Here is a 16,698-nt window from a genome sequence, read left to right as displayed (position 1 = left end):
CCGTTTTTTTGCCGTTTACGAACAGGCGCCTAAGCTGCACAAGCTGTGCGGCTTTTGTGCTACAATACGGTGGACATAAATTAGGGTGAAGGGGGAGCGGACGTGTTGCGAAGGTGGAACCGGCATTCGATTCGAAGCCGGCTGTTTCTGTTATTTCTGATTTCGACGATGACGCTCCTCATTCTCGTGTGCGTGCTCTATTATCAGAAGACAACTCAAATCATACATTCCAAAATCAGCGACCTCGCCGAAAAAAACATTTCCCAGACGGCGGGGCTCTTCGATCTGCTGCTGGAGGGCTACGATAGTGTCACGAAGTCGCTGAGCAGCAACTCCGAGCTGCTGCGGCTTGTGATGGAGAAGGATCGCGAAGAGGTTGATGGAGAGGTCGGCTTCATAAGCGAGCGGGCGATTACGAACCTTCTCGGAGCAACGTATTACTCGCGGGATGATATTATCGGCATTCATATTATATCGACAAGAGGCAAGGTATACAGCTATGAGCGGCGCTTTGCCGGCATCGTCGATCGCAACTACAGCTCGGCCGAATGGTACCGGAAGCTCGTCGAATCGAACGGGAGGATGGTATGGCTAGGGCTGTCGGAAGGATCTTTAATCAACAGTATTTTGCAGCAGGATACCGTATTTGTATTCGGACGCCAGCTTTACGATTTCAACAATTACAAGCCGATTGGCGTCGTTCTGATCGAGACCGACCCGAAGCCGATTCTGTCGGCCTTGTCGAACGTCACGATCAGTCCGAACAGTAGAGTCTATATCGTGGATCCCGATAATCGCGTCATTGCGACGACCGATCCCGGCATTCCCACAGCCCACAATATGGAGAAGGAGTATCCGTCCTTTGAAGGGCTTCCTAGGCCGAGCGGAAACGAGATTATCGTCGACAATCGGACCGATCAGCTTATTGTATCGGCGAATGCGGCGATGGCTAACTGGACCGTATTCGGACTGACTCCGAAGGCGGATATTAGCGCGGAGCTTGCGCAGACTAGGCTATATTTGCTGATCGTCATTGCCGCCGTCATCGTGCTTTCCACCGTGCTGGCAAGCCTGATCTCGCGCAATATCGCAAAGCCGCTCAAGCTGCTCATTCGCGAGATGAAGCAGGTGGAGATGGGTAATTTCCGCGGCGCGGTCAACGTCAATTCGTACGAGGAGATTAACAGTCTCGTATCGTCCTTTAATCGGATGGTGCTGCGAATGGACGAATTGATCGACCGTATTACGCTTTCGTCCATTAGCGAGAAGAATGCGGAGCTGCAGGCGCTGCAATCGCAGGTGAATCCGCATTTTCTATATAACACGCTGGATATGATTTATTGGATGTTGGATGAACGGGAGAACGACCGTCTGGGACGCGTTATCCTGTCTCTGTCCCAGATGTTCCGCTACAGCAGCCACTGGGAGGAAGCGTCGAAGACGACGCTTCGGCAGGAGCTTGACCAGATGCGTCATTATATGACGATTATCGAGAATCGGCTCGAGGGTAGAGTGACGACGGGGATCGATGTCGAGGATCGGTGGCTCGACGCGCCGATGCCGAAGATGACGCTGCAGCCGATTATCGAGAATGCGGTGAAGAGCGGTCTTGAACCGATGGATTTGGATCGTCCGGGCATTCTGCGGGTATACGCGGAGGCGGACGAGGAGGCGAGAGAGCTGCGCATCGTCGTAGCCGACAACGGAATAGGAATGAGCGAGGAGACGCTTGAACATATAAGACGGTTAATTAAAGAGCCGGTGTTCGGAAGAAACGCGCAGAGTGAACCGGGAACGGCACCGGCAAGACGAGGAATCGGACTGCCGAACGTCCATCATAGACTCGTCATTATGTTTGGCGAGAGTTACGGATTGCGCATCGAGAGCGTACAGGGGGAAGGGACGACGGTCGTAATCGTCATGCCGCTTCCGGTCTTTCAGGAAGGAGGATGCATACATGAACATACTAATCGTTGACGATGAGAAGGTAATACGGGAGGGGATCAAGCGGACGCTTGAGAACCATTTTTCCGACTACCGCATATTTCTGGCAAGCAATCCGGAAGAAGCGGTAATGCGGCTGCGCAGCGACCGGATCGATATTGTGCTGACCGATATTTTGATGCCGGGCATGTCGGGGCTGGAGCTGATGAAGCTGACGGCGGACAGTTATTCGCATATGAAGTGGGTCGTCATCTCGGCCCATTCGGAATTCGCTTATGCGCAGGAAGCGGTCCAGCTCGGCGCTAAGAACTATTTGCTCAAGCCGATCGGCAAAGAAATCGTGATCGAGATGATCGAGAAGCTGGGCGAGGAAATTACGCGCGAGCAGGAACTATCCCAAGAGGCCGAGCTTCTGAAGGCGAACCGTAAATATTTGCGCGAGGCCGTATTCCAGCGCTGGGCATCGGGGCTCGATATTGGACGGATCGATGTAGGCCCGTTCATGGAGAGCCATCCTCGCTTCCATCTCATTATGGTGAAGATGGATAGCGAGAAGGTTGTCCATCTAGAGCATTTCATTATCGAGAACGTGCTTGGCGAGCTGATTGGCCGCCATGGTACGGGTTTCGTTACCATTCATGACAACAAAAGCTTGCTTGGGCTTATTACGCTCAGAGAGGGGCAATCGCTTGCCGCCCTGCTTGAAGACTTGCGCTCGCATCTGATCAAGTACTTAAGAGTTCCGTTCCAGATCATGCATACGGAATTAATCGCGGATGTGAACGCGATTCCGGCCGAGGTGCATCGGATGAGGCAGGCTTCCTCGACGCAGGTATACGAGCATTATGCCAGCGGGGGCGATCAAGCCATCGAGGTAGCTCAGCAATATATTCGCACTCATTACCATGCCGATCTGTCGCTGGAGAAGGTAGCCTCCATCGTCTATCTCAATCCCGTGTACTTCAGCCAGCTGTTCAAGCAGAAGACGGGTCTCGGTTTCAAGGAATACGTGATCGGATTGCGCATGGAGCAAGCGAAGCAGATGCTGCTTAATCCCAAGCTGAAGCTGGCCGACGTGGCGGAGCGCATCGGTTATCAGGACATTCGTCACTTCTCCCAGCTATTCCGCAAGAAATACGGGGAGACGCCATCGGAGTTCAGGCAGAAAGGCGAACATGCGGCGCAGACGGAATAGCGAGTTCCAATAGATGAAGGCGTCCATCGAAACGAGTCATTCGATTGGCGTCTTTTTGCTTTATTAAGGAGATCTTAAACAAAATGTTTAAGAAAAATTAAGATTTTCCATTTACAATAACGAAAGGGTGAGAAAGCTGAAGTGCCGACACGGCAAGGCGAGGATGTGTGAAGAAATTGGCGATTGCGGTCCGTCAGAAGATTGACCTGTTAAGAGAGCAGGAGCTGTACGCCTATCAAATTGCTTATTATATATTGCAAAATCAACGGCTTGCGGAAGAAGCGGCGAAAACGGCGTTAATCGAGTTAAGCCGGGGTTGCCTTCTGCTGAAGGAGCCGACGGAAGAACTGCGAACAAGTGTCAAAAGACTGACCGTGCATGCTTCGCTCGCATTAGCCGGTGCGGCCTCCGCTCCCGGCAAAGCGAAAGAGAAGAAAACCGTCTCCTATTGAGGCGGTTTTTTTATGCTTCGCATGGTCAAGGGGACATCGCCGATAAATTAAGAAGTTCTTCATAATTATCGTGAAAGGATATTAAGAATTGTCGTTTACTATTAAAATATGGGAAAAGGAATAGCTGCGGTGAAAGCGGGGGAAAGCATGGAACAGTACGTTGTGTTAGTCGTGGACGATGATCAGGAAATACGCGATGCGATCGAAATATATTTGAAGAACGAAGGCGTGGCGGTGCTGAAGGCAAAGGACGGATTGGAAGCGCTGGACATCGTTAATAGCCAGCCCATCCATCTCATCATTCTGGATGTGATGATGCCCAGGCTTGACGGTATAGCCGCTACATACAAAATTCGCGAGAAAAAGAACATTCCGATTCTCATCTTAAGCGCCAAGAGCGAGGACGTCGACAAAATACTTGGTCTTCACGTCGGGGCGGACGACTACGTCACAAAGCCGTTTAATCCGATGGAGCTTGTAGCCCGCGTAAAGTCGCTGTTGCGAAGGTATGTGAATTTAGGTTCTTACGAGGGCCTGCGTAAAGCGATAGACTTGAACGGGCTTGGCCTGGACAAGTCGGCTAAGGAAGTGACGGTCAATGGAGAGCCGGTCAAGCTTACGCCCATTGAATATAAGATTGTGGACCTGCTAATGACGAATGCCGGGCGGGTGTTCTCCATTAACGAAATATACGAGCGTGTATGGAAAGAGCAGGGCTACAACGCTGAAAATACCGTTGCCGTCCATATACGCAAAATCCGCGAAAAGATCGAGATCGATCCCAAAAATCCGAGATATTTGAAGGTGGTGTGGGGAATTGGATACAAGATGGAGAAATAGACTAATCGTATTTGTCTTCGCGCTATTGTTCGTTTTCGGCCTAAGCGGACCGGTGACGATGATCGCCATGGGCAGCAATTATTTGCATCGCGATTACTACCACACGCCCGAGTTCCGAGTCCAGTTAGAGCAATTCGCGAATTATTTGAACCTTTTCGAGTTGAATGCGATCTCGCCGGAAGATGCGAAGGCTTCTATTGCGGTAAGTGAGGATGAGATCAATGAGTATCGCAACGGACTTGGTACGTTGACCGATACGATGGCTAATCTTAAGTTCGAATACGAGCAACGTATAGAAGAGGCGGTAGCTGCCGACAACCAGGAAGCTATGGAATTCTACACGGCGGAGCGGGATCAACGGATAGAGGAAACGACCAAGGTGTTCAAAGACGAAGAGTATGCCAAAACCTTGATTATGGAGAACAAGGTGCAAAGAATCGAAGGCTATTACGAGGAGCGGGAAAATTACCGAGGCGAATATCTCAACTACAAGAAGCAGTTCGAATATTACTTTAAGAACAGTGTGAACGGCAAAGTCTTTACGAGCCTTGGCGTATTGCAAGAGCGATCGGCCAGCCGCGAGATGAACGCTGAAAACAAGGTGTTCACGGCCAGCTATACGATACCTGCCGACCATTCCGTTCATTACTGGATTCAGGGCCATGACCTTATCAATCCATCTTTGGATCCTTATGATGGGCTTATCGCAGTGTCAAATACCAGTCCCGTCGTTCTCAAAGCTGATCGGTATAGGCAGGAGCAGATTGTATGGTTAGTCTATGCAATGGCTAGCATTGCCGCGCTCCTCGTATGCTTCTACCGGTACAAAAAAGTTAGAGCTTTGCCAGTAGAGCAAGGAAACTGGACGCTTTATTACAACAAGCTGCCTATTGATGTCAAAGGGCTGTTGCTCTTGGCAACAGGCCTCAGCTCCGTAGGTCTGATGCTTTCTGTCTCGTACCAATTCCATGCTGTATTCGACCGGCCCTGGAGCTACGGGATGAAGCAGTTGATCATAACGGTTATCGCTGCCGCTTGCTGGTCCGTTACGGTTGTGCAAGGGCAGTTGCTGGCCGCGGAGAGGCTTAATTGGGAGAACTTCAAGCGAGAATGGCGACAAGGGTTATCGATTAAGGCGGGGAGACGCATTAAGGCGTACTTCGTTCATGCCATTAGCAGTTTGAGTGATGCCTTTCTTATTAAGAGCACAGGCACGCGGCTTGTCACTCTGTTGCTGGTTGTTTTTGCCCTTGGCGCAGCGGGCAGCCTTACGTTGTATGAATTAGAGCCGTTATCCACGACGATCTATATCATCGTTTTTGTCGTTATAGGCCTTCCCATCGTTCTGCTGCTCGTTAACAAAGTCGCGTATTTCAATCGAATCGCCAAAGCTGCGAATGAATTGGCCGCCGGAAGCGCGGGGCAAGAGCTTGCAGTGACAGGCAAGTCTGCGCTGACCGGGCTCGCCGCTAACCTTAACGTATTGAAGCGCGGCGTTCGGACGCTGCAGAATGAGCAGGCTCGGAGCGAGCGGCTGAAGACAGAGCTCATAACGAACGTTAGCCACGACCTGCGGACGCCGCTTACATCGATTATTACGTACACAGGTTTACTGAAAGCAGAGGACGTATCGACCGAAGAGAGATTGGCCTATATCGATATCATTGACAAAAAATCAAAGCGGCTTAAAGTGCTGATCGACGATCTGTTCGAGGTGTCGAAAATGGCAAGCGGCAATGTCGAATTGTCGCTTGCGAAGGCAGACCTTGTCCAACTGCTGCAACAGGCGCTCGCCGAATATGACGATGCGATTGAAGGTTCAACGGTACAATTCCGCGTATCGACTCCTGAGACGCCGGTATATGCGAGCGTGGACGGACAGAAGCTATGGCGCGTGTTCGATAACTTAATAGGCAATATGGTGAAGTATTCGTTGGAACACTCACGGGCTTATATTACGATACGAATTGAAGATCATCATCAGGTCCATATCACGTTCAAAAATGTATCGAAATACGAATATAGCGAAAACGGCGAGGAGCTGCTTGAACGGTTCAAACGCGGCGATACATCTCGGCATACGGAGGGCTCCGGTCTTGGGCTAGCCATCGCCAAATCGATTGTGGATCTCCATGAAGGCCGTCTTGATATCGAGACGGACGGGGATTTGTTCAAAGTTATCGTCGTTCTTAAGCTGACATAATAACAAATAAGCCGCGGCTGCATCCACTCCGATTCAAGAGGAATGGTTGCAGCCGTGCCTTTGCGTAGATTAGTTCACGGAAGGGAATTGAATATCGACCCCGTCGATGTTGTTATTCCACAGCACCTTCGCCCCGAAAGCTTGCGCGAGGAAGCGGAGAGGCACGTACGTCCGGCCATGGTAGGAGAGGGGGGCGGCTGGCATCTGAATGCTCTTGCCATCGAGCGTCGCTTTGGTGTCGTACACCTTGAAAGCAAGCTGTTGCTTTTGGTAAGAGAGGGTAACATTGCCGTTGTTGTAGCTTATTTGTGCCCCGATCGATTCGAACGAAGAACGAAGCGGCACGAAGGTCGTACCTTTCATTTGGATCGGGCCTGGATCGGACGCGATGAACTTGCCGTTGATCCGGAGGGAGATTTGCTTCTGTGCCGACTTCGCGTTAACTTTGGCGAACACCTTCTCCTCCGTCTCTTGATACGGAATGTTGTTTCGATCGCCCCACGTCCATACTTTGCCGTATTTATCTAAGGCCGTACCGCTATTCAGAGCTACTGCCGCGACTTCGGCGATGTCCTTGAGCGGTGTAATGCGTCGTATAGGATCGGCTTGCCAAATCGTGTTTCCCCATACGGTACCGTCTTTATGCAAAAGCAGCTTGTAGCTGCCTCCATAACCTTGGCTTACTTGAACATACTGGCTCGAACGAATATGGTTCCCATCTGGAAGCGTAGTAAGGGTCGAGTGACCGGCGTAATCCTTATCATAACCGGCAAAGTCGACGATCGGCTCATCGGAAACATGTTCGAACATGGCGTAAGTCTGACTTTCGGTATTTCCGTAAACCTTAATCGTTTTGCCGTCTGCCATTAGAATCAATATATATTGCAGGGATGCTCGAATATCTTTCGCTCCCTCAATGGCGAGCTTAGGTATGCGCGCTTGCTCATCATCGGCTGGAGTCGGTCTGTCGTGGTAGACGGATAAACATAGCCCTCCTCTACCATGGAAGTCGGGTCTTATGAGTGAAGTTAAGCAAGTTTCACCCCATACATATACCTGTCCTTTGTCGTTCATCGCCATATTAATAGATGGAGTGAGGCCATTGGAGCTTATACTTTGAATACCGGACAATTCGGTAATTCGCTTAGGCATATCTCCTGATTTATCCCATGTCCAGACCTCGCCGTTTGAAGTTAGTATGAGATTTCCGGAAATTTTGATAGCGCCTGGAACCTGTGGACCTCTTACGGCGGGCTTGCTGCCATTGCCAATCCAAATCGTACCGTCGCTGTGCAAGGCGTAAAAATGATCCGCGTTGCTTTGATCGTAGATATCGATGATGCCGGTGAGAGGCAATGAAGGAATGATTGTCGTCTTTGCACCAGCTTCGGCAGTCGGATTGCCTAGAGGAAGCAAAGCTAATGTTAGAAGGAAAGCCAGAGCACTAACAAATCGTTTCATTGAATCGCTCCTTTAATCAGCAATAGATTTAGTTGGCAGGAAACTGAACGGTGACGCCGCCAATCGCATTGTCCCATGCTACCTTAGCGCCAAACGCTTGCGCGAGGAAGCGGAGAGGCACATACGTCCGCCCTTGGTAGGAGAGCGGCGCGGCCGGCATTACAATGCTCTTCCCATCCAACGTCGCTTTGGCGTCGTATACCTTGAAGGTTAGCAACTGCTTGCCGTAAGAGACGGTAACGTTATCATTGTTATAGCCGATCTTCGCCCCGATGGATTCGAATAAAGAGCGTACAGGCACGAAGGTCGTTCCTCTCGTTAGGATCGGGCCTGGATCGGATGCGATGAATTTGCCGTTGATCCGGAGGGACAGTTGTTTCAGTGATGCTTTAGCGTTGACGGTGGTCAAAGCTTTTTCAGTCGTGCCGCCGTATGGCAGATTGATCCGGTTTCCCCATGTCCACACCGCACCATGCTTATCTAAAGCCGTGCCGCTATTGTAGGCCACAGCGATCACTTCAACGATGTCTTTAAGTGGTTGAATATGCTCTACCGAATTACCGGATCCCAATCCCCATACCGTACCGTCGTTGTCCAGATATAAGGAATAGAAGTTTTCATAGCTCATGCTGAATTGACGGAACTGATGGTTCGAGAATTGATCGGGTACAAGCTGATCGGGAAGGGTTCGGACCTCGGAGTGACCAGCCGCATCGGTATCGAATCCGATAAAGTCGATGATCGGCGTTTTGGATACGGTGGTTTCCACTCCCATATCCATCAAATAGGTATTTCCGTAAGTATGAAGCGTCACCCCGTCGTTCATGAGCACCATCAGGCTCTGAATGGATGCTCGAATGGCTTTCACGTCATTGATAGCGAACTTTGGGATGCTCGCTTGCGCTTTAAGCGCTTCACTAGGTTCGCTACTTGAGCATACCGGAGTTTCGAAGTCAGGCCGAATGAGAGAGGAATAACAGACGCTGCCCCAAACGAATAGTTGCCCTTTATCGTCGAGTGCCATAAATGCAGGTCCGTCGTCAATGTCCTTAATTTGGGACAACTTTTTAACGCGAGTAGGAACTGAGTTTGCTTTGCTCCATGTCCATACTTCGCCGGTAGAGGTAAGTACAAGATTGCCGGATATTTTGACAGCACTCGGAATTTGAGGACCCCTGATAGCCGGTTTGGTGCCATTTCCAATCCAAATGGTACCGTCGCTTTGCAGTGCGTAGAAGTTGTCGGCGTAGCTTCTGTCATCGATATCGATGATGCCGGTGAGCGGTAATGATGTGATTATGGTTGTCTTCGCGCCATGCACGACGGCATTGTTTCCGCTTGAGAGGAGCGCAGCGGAAAGGAGGATAGCGATTAGAGCGATAAATTTTTTCATGTTTTCTCCTTATATTAACAAATTTAGTTACCTCTATAGACGCATGATTAGCCTAAGAAGTTTCTGTTGGTCTCATTTGTTTCATGATGTCACGATTTCTCTCTTTTGCTCCCTCAGTCTAAAATGAAATAGATGCAGCTTCTTCGGCCATTATCTCATCACTTAGATAAGCCTTGACGAAAAAATGCCACTATCTGATAATAAGGAAAAAGCAGGGTGTCATAAAAGGTGACATTTCGGAATGGGAGAGGAGCTTTCGAATGCACATTCCTGACGGTTTTCTTGATGCGAAAGCATGGATGACGACAACGGCGGTCGGCGCTGCTGCCGTTGCTTATAGTTTGAATAAGACGAAGCTGGGTATATCGTCGTCCAAGCAGGTGCCGATGGTGGCGTTGATCGGGTCGTTTGTTTTCGCGGCGCAAATGATTAATTTTCCGATTGCGGGAGCAACATCGGGTCATTTTCTTGGGGGAGCGTTAACGAGTATTTTGTTCGGGCCTTGGATCGGGACGATCGTCATGGCCGCCGTATTAATCATTCAGGCGCTCGTGTTCCAGGACGGGGGCATTACGGTGCTTGGCGCGAACATTTTATGTACGGGCTTCATCGGTTGTTTCGTGGGATATGGCGTCTATAAGGCAGGAATGAAGCTTTTTGGCGGCAAAGGGAGAATCTTTATTACGTTTATCGCATCATGGCTATCCATTGTTGCAGCATCGGCGGGCGTAGCGCTGCTGCTCGCATGGTCGGGCACGTTCGAGCTTGGACTGGCGCTGAAAGCGATGGTTGGCTGGCATATGCTGATCGGGATTGGAGAAGGCGTCATTACAACGCTTGTAGCAGGCTACTTGCTGGAGCGGAGCAAGGCGCAAGTGAAGGGAGCGGCATTGCAATGAGCGAATTCCAAGTCACGGCACGCAAGGGCAAATGGATCGTGCTGCTCGTCATCACGCTTGTAACGGCAGGGCTGCTGTCGCCGTGGGCATCGCCTCATCCGGACGGTTTGGAGCGGGTTGCGAAAGATCATGGCTTCATCGATCAAGCGGGCGCCGTACATGAGTGGGCGCCGATTCCCGATTACGAGGTAGCGGGCATCCCATGGACGGCGGTTCGCGTTGGACTAGCCGGCGTTATCGGAGCGGGCATTATGGCTGCAGTCCTCTGGGTGTCGATCAAAGGCTTGTCGTCACGAAGGGGGAAAGCGAATGCACAGTCACATGGAGATGGAGAAGGGCGGCTCTAGAGCCGGGCAGCCCGCTTTGAGGCAAGCAAAGCGGCGGTTGTTGACGGTTATTGGTTTATTGGTTGTTGTTGTGTTGTTCAAACATCCTGCGGCTCTATTCGGGGCGGCAGGATGTTTTCTATTCGGGCTGCTATGGGCGGGTGTATCTCTGCGGACAATCTTGAAGCGATTGCTGCTTATCGTTCCGTTCGGACTCGGCGCGGTCGTCTTCATTCCGTTTCAATCGGAAGGAACGCCCATATTCACGATATTCGGACTGACGGCGAGCGCGGAAGGAGTCAGCCAAGCGGAAATAATCTTAATGAAGATCGTGTGCGCGAATCTGCTTATTACTTATATGGGCGCTACAACGCCGCAGTTTCTATTGATTAAAAGCTTGCGGGCTGTCGGCATTCCGGCTGTGCTGATCGAGATTATCAGCTTGATGCTGCGCTACTTCTACTTGCTTAAAGCGGAGGCGCAGAGCATGGTGAAGGCGCAGCGCTCGCGAGGACTTGTGCTTGACGGCTGGTTATGGAGCCGCCGAACGTATAAGCGCTTCGGAGAGCTTCTCGGCGTTTTGTTCCTGCGTTCGCAAGGTCGAAGCGAGCGAATATACAACTCAATCATGGCTCGCGGCGGCTTCGCCGGTCATTCGCCTGAGCCTGGCGGGGAAAATGGCGTCGATGAGCATCATGCAAGAGAAAGGGGAAGTCTGGGCATGCTGGAGAGGGGAGACAAGGAAGCGGCTATCGAGGTGCTCGGCGTGTCCTATCGATACGGAGCTACGCAGGCGCTTCATAACGTCAGCTTCCGTATCGGACAAGGGGAGAAGGTTGCCCTGATGGGGCCGAATGGAGCCGGTAAGTCAACGCTCATATCCTTGCTAAACGGGCTTGAACAGCCCTCGGAGGGCGAGGTTCGGCTGCTGGGCGAATCGCTTGCCGAAGGCGGCGCAAAGCGGCTTAGAAGCCGGATCGGCGTTGTTTTCCAAGATCCCGACGACCAGATCTTCTCGACTTCCGTCGAGGAAGATGTCGCTTTCGGGCCAGGTAATATGGGACTTAACGAAGAGCAGACGCGACAGCGCGTGGAGAAGGCTCTAAGTGCCGTTAATATGCTGGAATACCGCGGCCGTTCGCCATTCGAGCTGAGCTACGGCCAAAAGCGGCGGGTGGCGATTGCCGGCGTGCTGGCGATGGAACCGGACATCATCGTGCTTGATGAGCCGATGGCTTTCCTCGATCCGAAGAGCCGGGACGGTCTTCAGGAACTGCTAGAATCGATGCATGAAACGGGTATTACGCTTATCGTCGCTACGCATGATGTCGATTTTGCCGCTGAATGGGCGGGGCGGGTGCTTCTGCTTAAGGATGGCGGATTGCTGGCCGAAGGGACGACCGATCTGTTGTTCGACGATGGCCTGCTGTCGAAGGCCGACCTTCATCTGCCGAGGCTTGCGCGTCCGTTCCGCATGCTTCAAGCGACGGGCGGCGTGAAGCCGAAAACGGTGCTTGAGGCGGCGCAGCAGATTTGGAAGCTGATGACGAAGGGTGAGCAGCAAGCATCGTCGTACCTTTCGGGAGAAGATAAGACGGCCTTGCAGCAGGATTTAAGGAAGTGACTTCCAGAAGCTTGTTACACAAACGTCAAGGCTTGATTTTCCAGTCCCTTTATTGGGCCAATAAGGCCGTGCCGACAGGCACGAATAGAGCCTTTTGCAGAAATATGGGGCGTTTGGCTGCAACTTAGTGACGTGCATAAGAATATGGGAGTCGATGAATACTATGGTCAGATTCAAAATCACTTTAAAGGATCTTTCCTCTTCGTTATAAACGAGCAGCAGATGTCCAGTAGACTTAAAATCCTCTAGGAAAGCGGGGCAACATGAAATGAAAGCAACTGGAATTGTACGTCGCATCGATGATCTCGGGCGTGTGGTGATTCCGAAGGAGATCCGCCGTACATTGCGTATTCGCGAGGGAGACCCTCTGGAAATATTTGTAGACCGCGATGGAGAAGTTATATTGAAGAAGTATTCGCCGATTGGCGAGCTGGGCGATTTCGCTAAGGAGTATGCGGAGTCCCTTTTCGAGAGCACGAACCATGTAACGATGATTACGGACAGAGACACGGTTATTGCCGTTGCCGGAGCATCTAAGAAAGAGCTGCTGGACAAGCAGATCGGATCGGTCTTGGAGAGCTGTATGGAAAACCGGAAAACGTTAGTCGAGGCGAGCGGAGGCTCTTTCGAGATCGTGAAGGATTTGCAGGAAACGTACAGCTCGGTCGTCGCGGCACCGATAATCGCTGGCGGCGATCCGATCGGAACGGTCGTCTTGCTGAGCAAGGACGAATCGGTCAAGATGGCCCAGATGGAAACGAAGATGGCGGAGACAGCGGCGGGCTTCCTAGCTAAGCAGATGGAGCAATAGTCAGCTTCCGGGCTGGACTATACAGGATGAACGGCAGCTTACAAGCACATAAGCGGGCGAGAGAACAGCTTCTTCGGGCCAGAGCGATCTGAACCGGGGGAGCTTTTTTCTGTAGAATGGATTGCGTACGCAAGCGGCATGATGCTGGAGGCGGCCGATATGGAGTAAGCAATAGCAAAAACCCGACCACGAGGGGTCGGGTTTCTAGCTTAACTCAACGAATCATTCAAGCTGCATAGAGTCAGCGTATTGATCGATAAGCCATTCGGCATCCGCATTCAGAATGGCTCTGGCTCTTTCTTTCGCATGCGGGCTTAAATCATCATTGTTTAAATGTTTTATAAAATCCCCCATATGCTTCATTGCATCTTTTGGATTCTCTTTATCAAGATGATGCTGAACCTGCTTAAGAGCATTGGTCAGTTGCTTGATGAGGGGGCCGCCTATTTCTCCCGAATCCGTGAAACGATCGATTAATTGCTGCATGGAATTGACACTGGTTGTCACTTCAAACCTGAAGGTCTCTTGAAGCTTGTTTCCCGTATGGTCCTCGATTGTAACCGTTGCCGTCTTTACTCCCGGGCTACCGGCCATATCGATGTCAATACTTTGCTCGACCGTTGGATCGATTCTATATTCCTTGCCGTCAATCGTAATTGCAGCAGTACGTATTGCCGATACGTTACTCTGTGCTTTAAAGTTTAGAATTGCGTAATCCTCGAGTGAATCCCCGTCGCTTAAAACAATCCCGTTTGCGGAAACCGAATAAGCAGGAAGGTCCTGATCATCGATCACGATACCGTTCGAAGCATTTCCCGACGCATCTATGTTTCTTATTAATATGGAGTAATCCTTGCCTTCTTCAATCCCGGAAAGAATAGCGGATTGAATGCCTCTGACCACATCGATTGCGTTCCCAACCGGTTGCCCATTGCTGAGCAGAGTAATTTGCGTTTTTGCAGCATCCCTGTCATAGGGACCATCCCAATTCAGCTTGATGCTGTCGTCTCCGCGAATCACCCGGACATTCTCCACCTCTCCGGGAGGCACATTATCGTTCTCGGGCTCGGGCGTTGGAGTCGGTGCCGTGAACACGGCCGGATCCCCGAAAGTAAATTTATCGAAGTTGTACAACCAGTCGCTGCCTTTAAATAACATAAAGACAATGTGCTTGCCCGTTACGGGAGTAGTAACATCGGCCGAGAAAACATTGAAATTTTGCCAACCGCCGGTTCCCGAAACGGTAGAGGTTGCAATAACCGGACCATTCATACTGTCGATTCTAACTTCTATCGTTCCTCCGCTTGTGGCGCTTGCTGCTTGAACGTTGAATTTAGAAGGGCTTGTGCTTCCAAAGTCAATAAAGTTATACATGGCGTAAGGAAGATTAGGACCGTATATTCCCGCCAAGTACGTTTGTCCTCCGCCGCTTTCTCTACCGAAGCCTACGCCGCTCGTATAGTTTTCAGCCTCCAGCTTGCCATAGGCATCCCGTGTCTTGCCCTTCACGGTCGTAAAGGTGAACCAATCCAAATTCAAGGGATAATCGCTCCCGTTTGTTCCACGGAAGATGAGATAAACATCATGAATACCGACTGCTACGGTATCGTCTATCGTAGACATAACGTCCACCCAATTATTCCAATCCCCCAATGCCGGAATCCCAATCACGCCTGCAGTCGGTCCGTCCAGACTGTCTAATTTCACTTCAACCGTGCCGCCTTGATTGCCGCTCGTTACATGAAAGGTTACGCCTGCAGCGCCCGTTCCGAAGTCAATGCCTTTATAGGAGGCGTAGGCGTTATTGTGAATGCCGTCCAGAAATCCCCCGTTTTCATTTTTACTTAGACCTGAACTGCTTTCAAAATTTCCGGCTTTCAGCTTGGCGTATGCATCTGTATTGGTAGGATCCGTTGCGGTGAATTTGAACCAATTCAGATTAAATAAATAGTCATCGTTTGTCTTCGCGAATACAAGATAGACATCATGGATTCCCGATACGGAACTTGGATTCCCTTGATCATCCTTAAGCAGAGCGGCCGTATCCAAATAGTTGTTCCACCCGCCTGTGCCTTCTATGTTTACGGTTCCGACCTTGGGACCCTGTAAGGAATCAAGCCGTATTTCGATTAGGCCTCCGCCTGTGCCGCTGGCTGCTCTGGCAATAAACCCGGCAGCGCCTTCGGCCCCGAAATCAACATTTTTATACGCGGCATAATAGCCAGGCTGAATACCGCCGAGCTGCAGCGATCCTTCAATGGATCCCTCCAGAACAAAACCGGTTCCGATATTGTATTTTTCCGCTTCGATGGTTTGGAAAGCATTTTTAGGCGCATATTGCTGTTCTACATCCTGCGGTTTAATAACCGTTAAAGCTTCGACAGCGCCGGATGACGACCAGGACTCGAAGGTTCCGCCCAGCAGTTGCCCTGCCCAGTTGCCATCGACGATATTGTCGGCATTGCGATTGCTCCAGGCCATCTCGGTATTAAAGGCAAGCCAATAGTCGAATTCGCCGCCAAACTGCTGATACTTGCTTTCGCTTCTATCTTCCAATGCCTTCTGAAGATAGGCCAGATTGCGCATTAATATCGTTTTTCCGCCTTTTAAGTCTCCATTCGGGCCTTCGTAGTTCAATAATCCGTTGGCATCAACCATATGATTCATGGTAAAGTCCGCCGCTTTCACTGCGTCATCCAGATATGATGTATTTCCGGTTGCTTCATATAACCCGACTGCAGCGCCTATGAAAGTGCCCTGATTGTAATGGGTCGCATCCGGCACGGCGCCGTTTTTGACTTCGATCCGGTCAAATACTTTTCCGTTCCCGTCCGTAAGCATCGTTTTACCCCAACTGAATATACGGACAGCCGCATCTAAATAATGCTCGTCTTGCGTAATGTTATACATATAGATTGCCGCTTGAGCCGCCGGGAAATTAATGCATGCGTTCTTGGTATCGTGCTCCGAATTCAGCCACCAGATGCCGCCGCCTGCAAATTCATCGTCCCATTGGGTATCGTACACAAAATCAAAATGATATTTTGCCGTATCCAAGTATTTCTGTTCTCCGGTTAATTCATAGGCTCTCGCAGAACCCATTGCCCACCACATGATGTCGTCGTTGAAATGGTTGTTCGTCCAATCCTCTCCATACTTAGCGACCGTACCATCGAATATATCGTCGATTTGGGTTCTTAGACTGGATTTCAAGTCAGGATCGGATGTGTGAACGTAGGCGTCCATAACCATTTCCCAAAGCTCCGCTTCCACCCAGAAATCTTGATGACTGCTGCGATTCGAATTTTTCCAAAAAGACTTTTCAACCGGATCCCAAAACATGTCGTTAAACGCCTCTATAGCCGTATCCGCATCTGATGCATCGAATGCATAAGCTCGTGTTGCCCCAATCGAAGATACGGAATACCAAATTAAGGAAACTGCTGCAGAAATCACGATCATATGGGTGAAAATCTTCTTCTTCAACCTCATAAACGTAGCCTCCATTCAAAATAAGTGCATGGCAAGACGAAGCCGGTCGGTCATGGAT

12 protein-coding genes are annotated in these 16,698 nt (G+C 50.6%); 9 read left to right on the top strand and 3 right to left on the bottom strand.

Going from position 1 to position 16,698, the window contains the following annotated elements:
* The first annotated feature begins 102 nt into the window (after positions 1-102).
* The 5 genes from J2T14_RS28715 (at position 103) to J2T14_RS28695 (ending at position 6,634) form a co-directional block, all read left to right on the top strand.
* Positions 103-1,977, top strand: coding sequence for a cache domain-containing sensor histidine kinase (locus J2T14_RS28715; RefSeq protein ID WP_307476500.1), 1,875 nt, complete (start codon positions 103-105; stop codon positions 1,975-1,977).
* The gene (locus J2T14_RS28710) at positions 1,958-3,139 is read left to right on the top strand and encodes a response regulator (RefSeq protein WP_307476497.1); all 1,182 of its coding nucleotides are present in this window, start codon (positions 1,958-1,960) and stop codon (positions 3,137-3,139) included. Before J2T14_RS28715 ends, J2T14_RS28710 begins: the two co-directional genes overlap by 20 nt.
* A gap of 167 nt (positions 3,140-3,306) precedes the next feature.
* Positions 3,307-3,591: a hypothetical protein gene (locus J2T14_RS28705; protein WP_307207985.1), complete on the top strand. Its 285-nt coding sequence runs from the start codon at positions 3,307-3,309 to the stop codon at positions 3,589-3,591.
* Positions 3,592-3,738: 147 nt separating this feature from the next.
* The gene (locus J2T14_RS28700; protein WP_307476495.1) at positions 3,739-4,431 is read left to right on the top strand and encodes a response regulator transcription factor; all 693 of its coding nucleotides are present in this window, start codon (positions 3,739-3,741) and stop codon (positions 4,429-4,431) included.
* Positions 4,409-6,634 (top strand): sensor histidine kinase, encoded by a 2,226-nt coding sequence (locus J2T14_RS28695; protein WP_307476492.1) that lies wholly within the window; start codon positions 4,409-4,411, stop codon positions 6,632-6,634. The genes J2T14_RS28700 and J2T14_RS28695 overlap by 23 nt, the downstream gene beginning before the upstream one ends.
* 69 nt (positions 6,635-6,703) lie before the next feature.
* Here J2T14_RS28695 and J2T14_RS28690 read toward each other — a convergent pair whose 3' ends face one another.
* Together J2T14_RS28690 and J2T14_RS28685 are read right to left on the bottom strand one after the other, a co-directional pair.
* Complete coding sequence (locus J2T14_RS28690; RefSeq protein WP_307476490.1) at positions 6,704-8,095, bottom strand: stalk domain-containing protein; 1,392 nt, start codon at positions 8,093-8,095, stop codon at positions 6,704-6,706.
* A gap of 28 nt (positions 8,096-8,123) precedes the next feature.
* Entirely contained in the window at positions 8,124-9,488 is a 1,365-nt protein-coding gene (locus J2T14_RS28685; protein WP_307476487.1) for a stalk domain-containing protein, read from the bottom strand.
* 260 nt (positions 9,489-9,748) lie between these two features.
* Between J2T14_RS28685 and J2T14_RS28680 the strand changes: the two genes are divergently transcribed.
* From J2T14_RS28680 to spoVT, 4 genes are all read left to right on the top strand, one after another.
* On the top strand, positions 9,749-10,387 hold the full coding sequence (locus J2T14_RS28680) for an energy-coupling factor ABC transporter permease (RefSeq protein ID WP_307207979.1): 639 nt from the start codon (positions 9,749-9,751) through the stop codon (positions 10,385-10,387).
* On the top strand, positions 10,384-10,734 hold the full coding sequence (locus J2T14_RS28675; RefSeq protein ID WP_307476485.1) for a PDGLE domain-containing protein: 351 nt from the start codon (positions 10,384-10,386) through the stop codon (positions 10,732-10,734). Before J2T14_RS28680 ends, J2T14_RS28675 begins: the two co-directional genes overlap by 4 nt.
* Positions 10,697-12,337, top strand: a complete 1,641-nt coding sequence (gene cbiQ / locus J2T14_RS28670; RefSeq protein WP_307476483.1) for a cobalt ECF transporter T component CbiQ — start codon at positions 10,697-10,699, stop codon at positions 12,335-12,337. The genes J2T14_RS28675 and cbiQ overlap by 38 nt, the downstream gene beginning before the upstream one ends.
* A 268-nt stretch (positions 12,338-12,605) precedes the next feature.
* Positions 12,606-13,148, top strand: coding sequence for a stage V sporulation protein T (gene spoVT, locus J2T14_RS28665; protein WP_307207976.1), 543 nt, complete (start codon positions 12,606-12,608; stop codon positions 13,146-13,148).
* A gap of 222 nt (positions 13,149-13,370) precedes the next feature.
* On the opposite strand, the gene J2T14_RS28660 is transcribed toward spoVT, so the two are convergent.
* Positions 13,371-16,640 carry a carbohydrate-binding protein gene (locus J2T14_RS28660; RefSeq protein WP_307476481.1) on the bottom strand — a complete coding sequence of 1,090 codons (3,270 nt, stop codon included), beginning with the start codon at positions 16,638-16,640 and terminating at the stop codon, positions 13,371-13,373.
* Positions 16,641-16,698 lie beyond the last annotated feature (58 nt).

This window comes from Paenibacillus harenae (assembly GCF_030812415.1).
In the GTDB taxonomy this organism is placed as follows: Bacteria; Bacillota; Bacilli; order Paenibacillales; family Paenibacillaceae; genus Pristimantibacillus; species Pristimantibacillus harenae_A.
The sequence above is the reverse complement of the archived record's forward strand: the minus strand, read 5'-3'. Positions and strand labels throughout refer to the sequence as shown.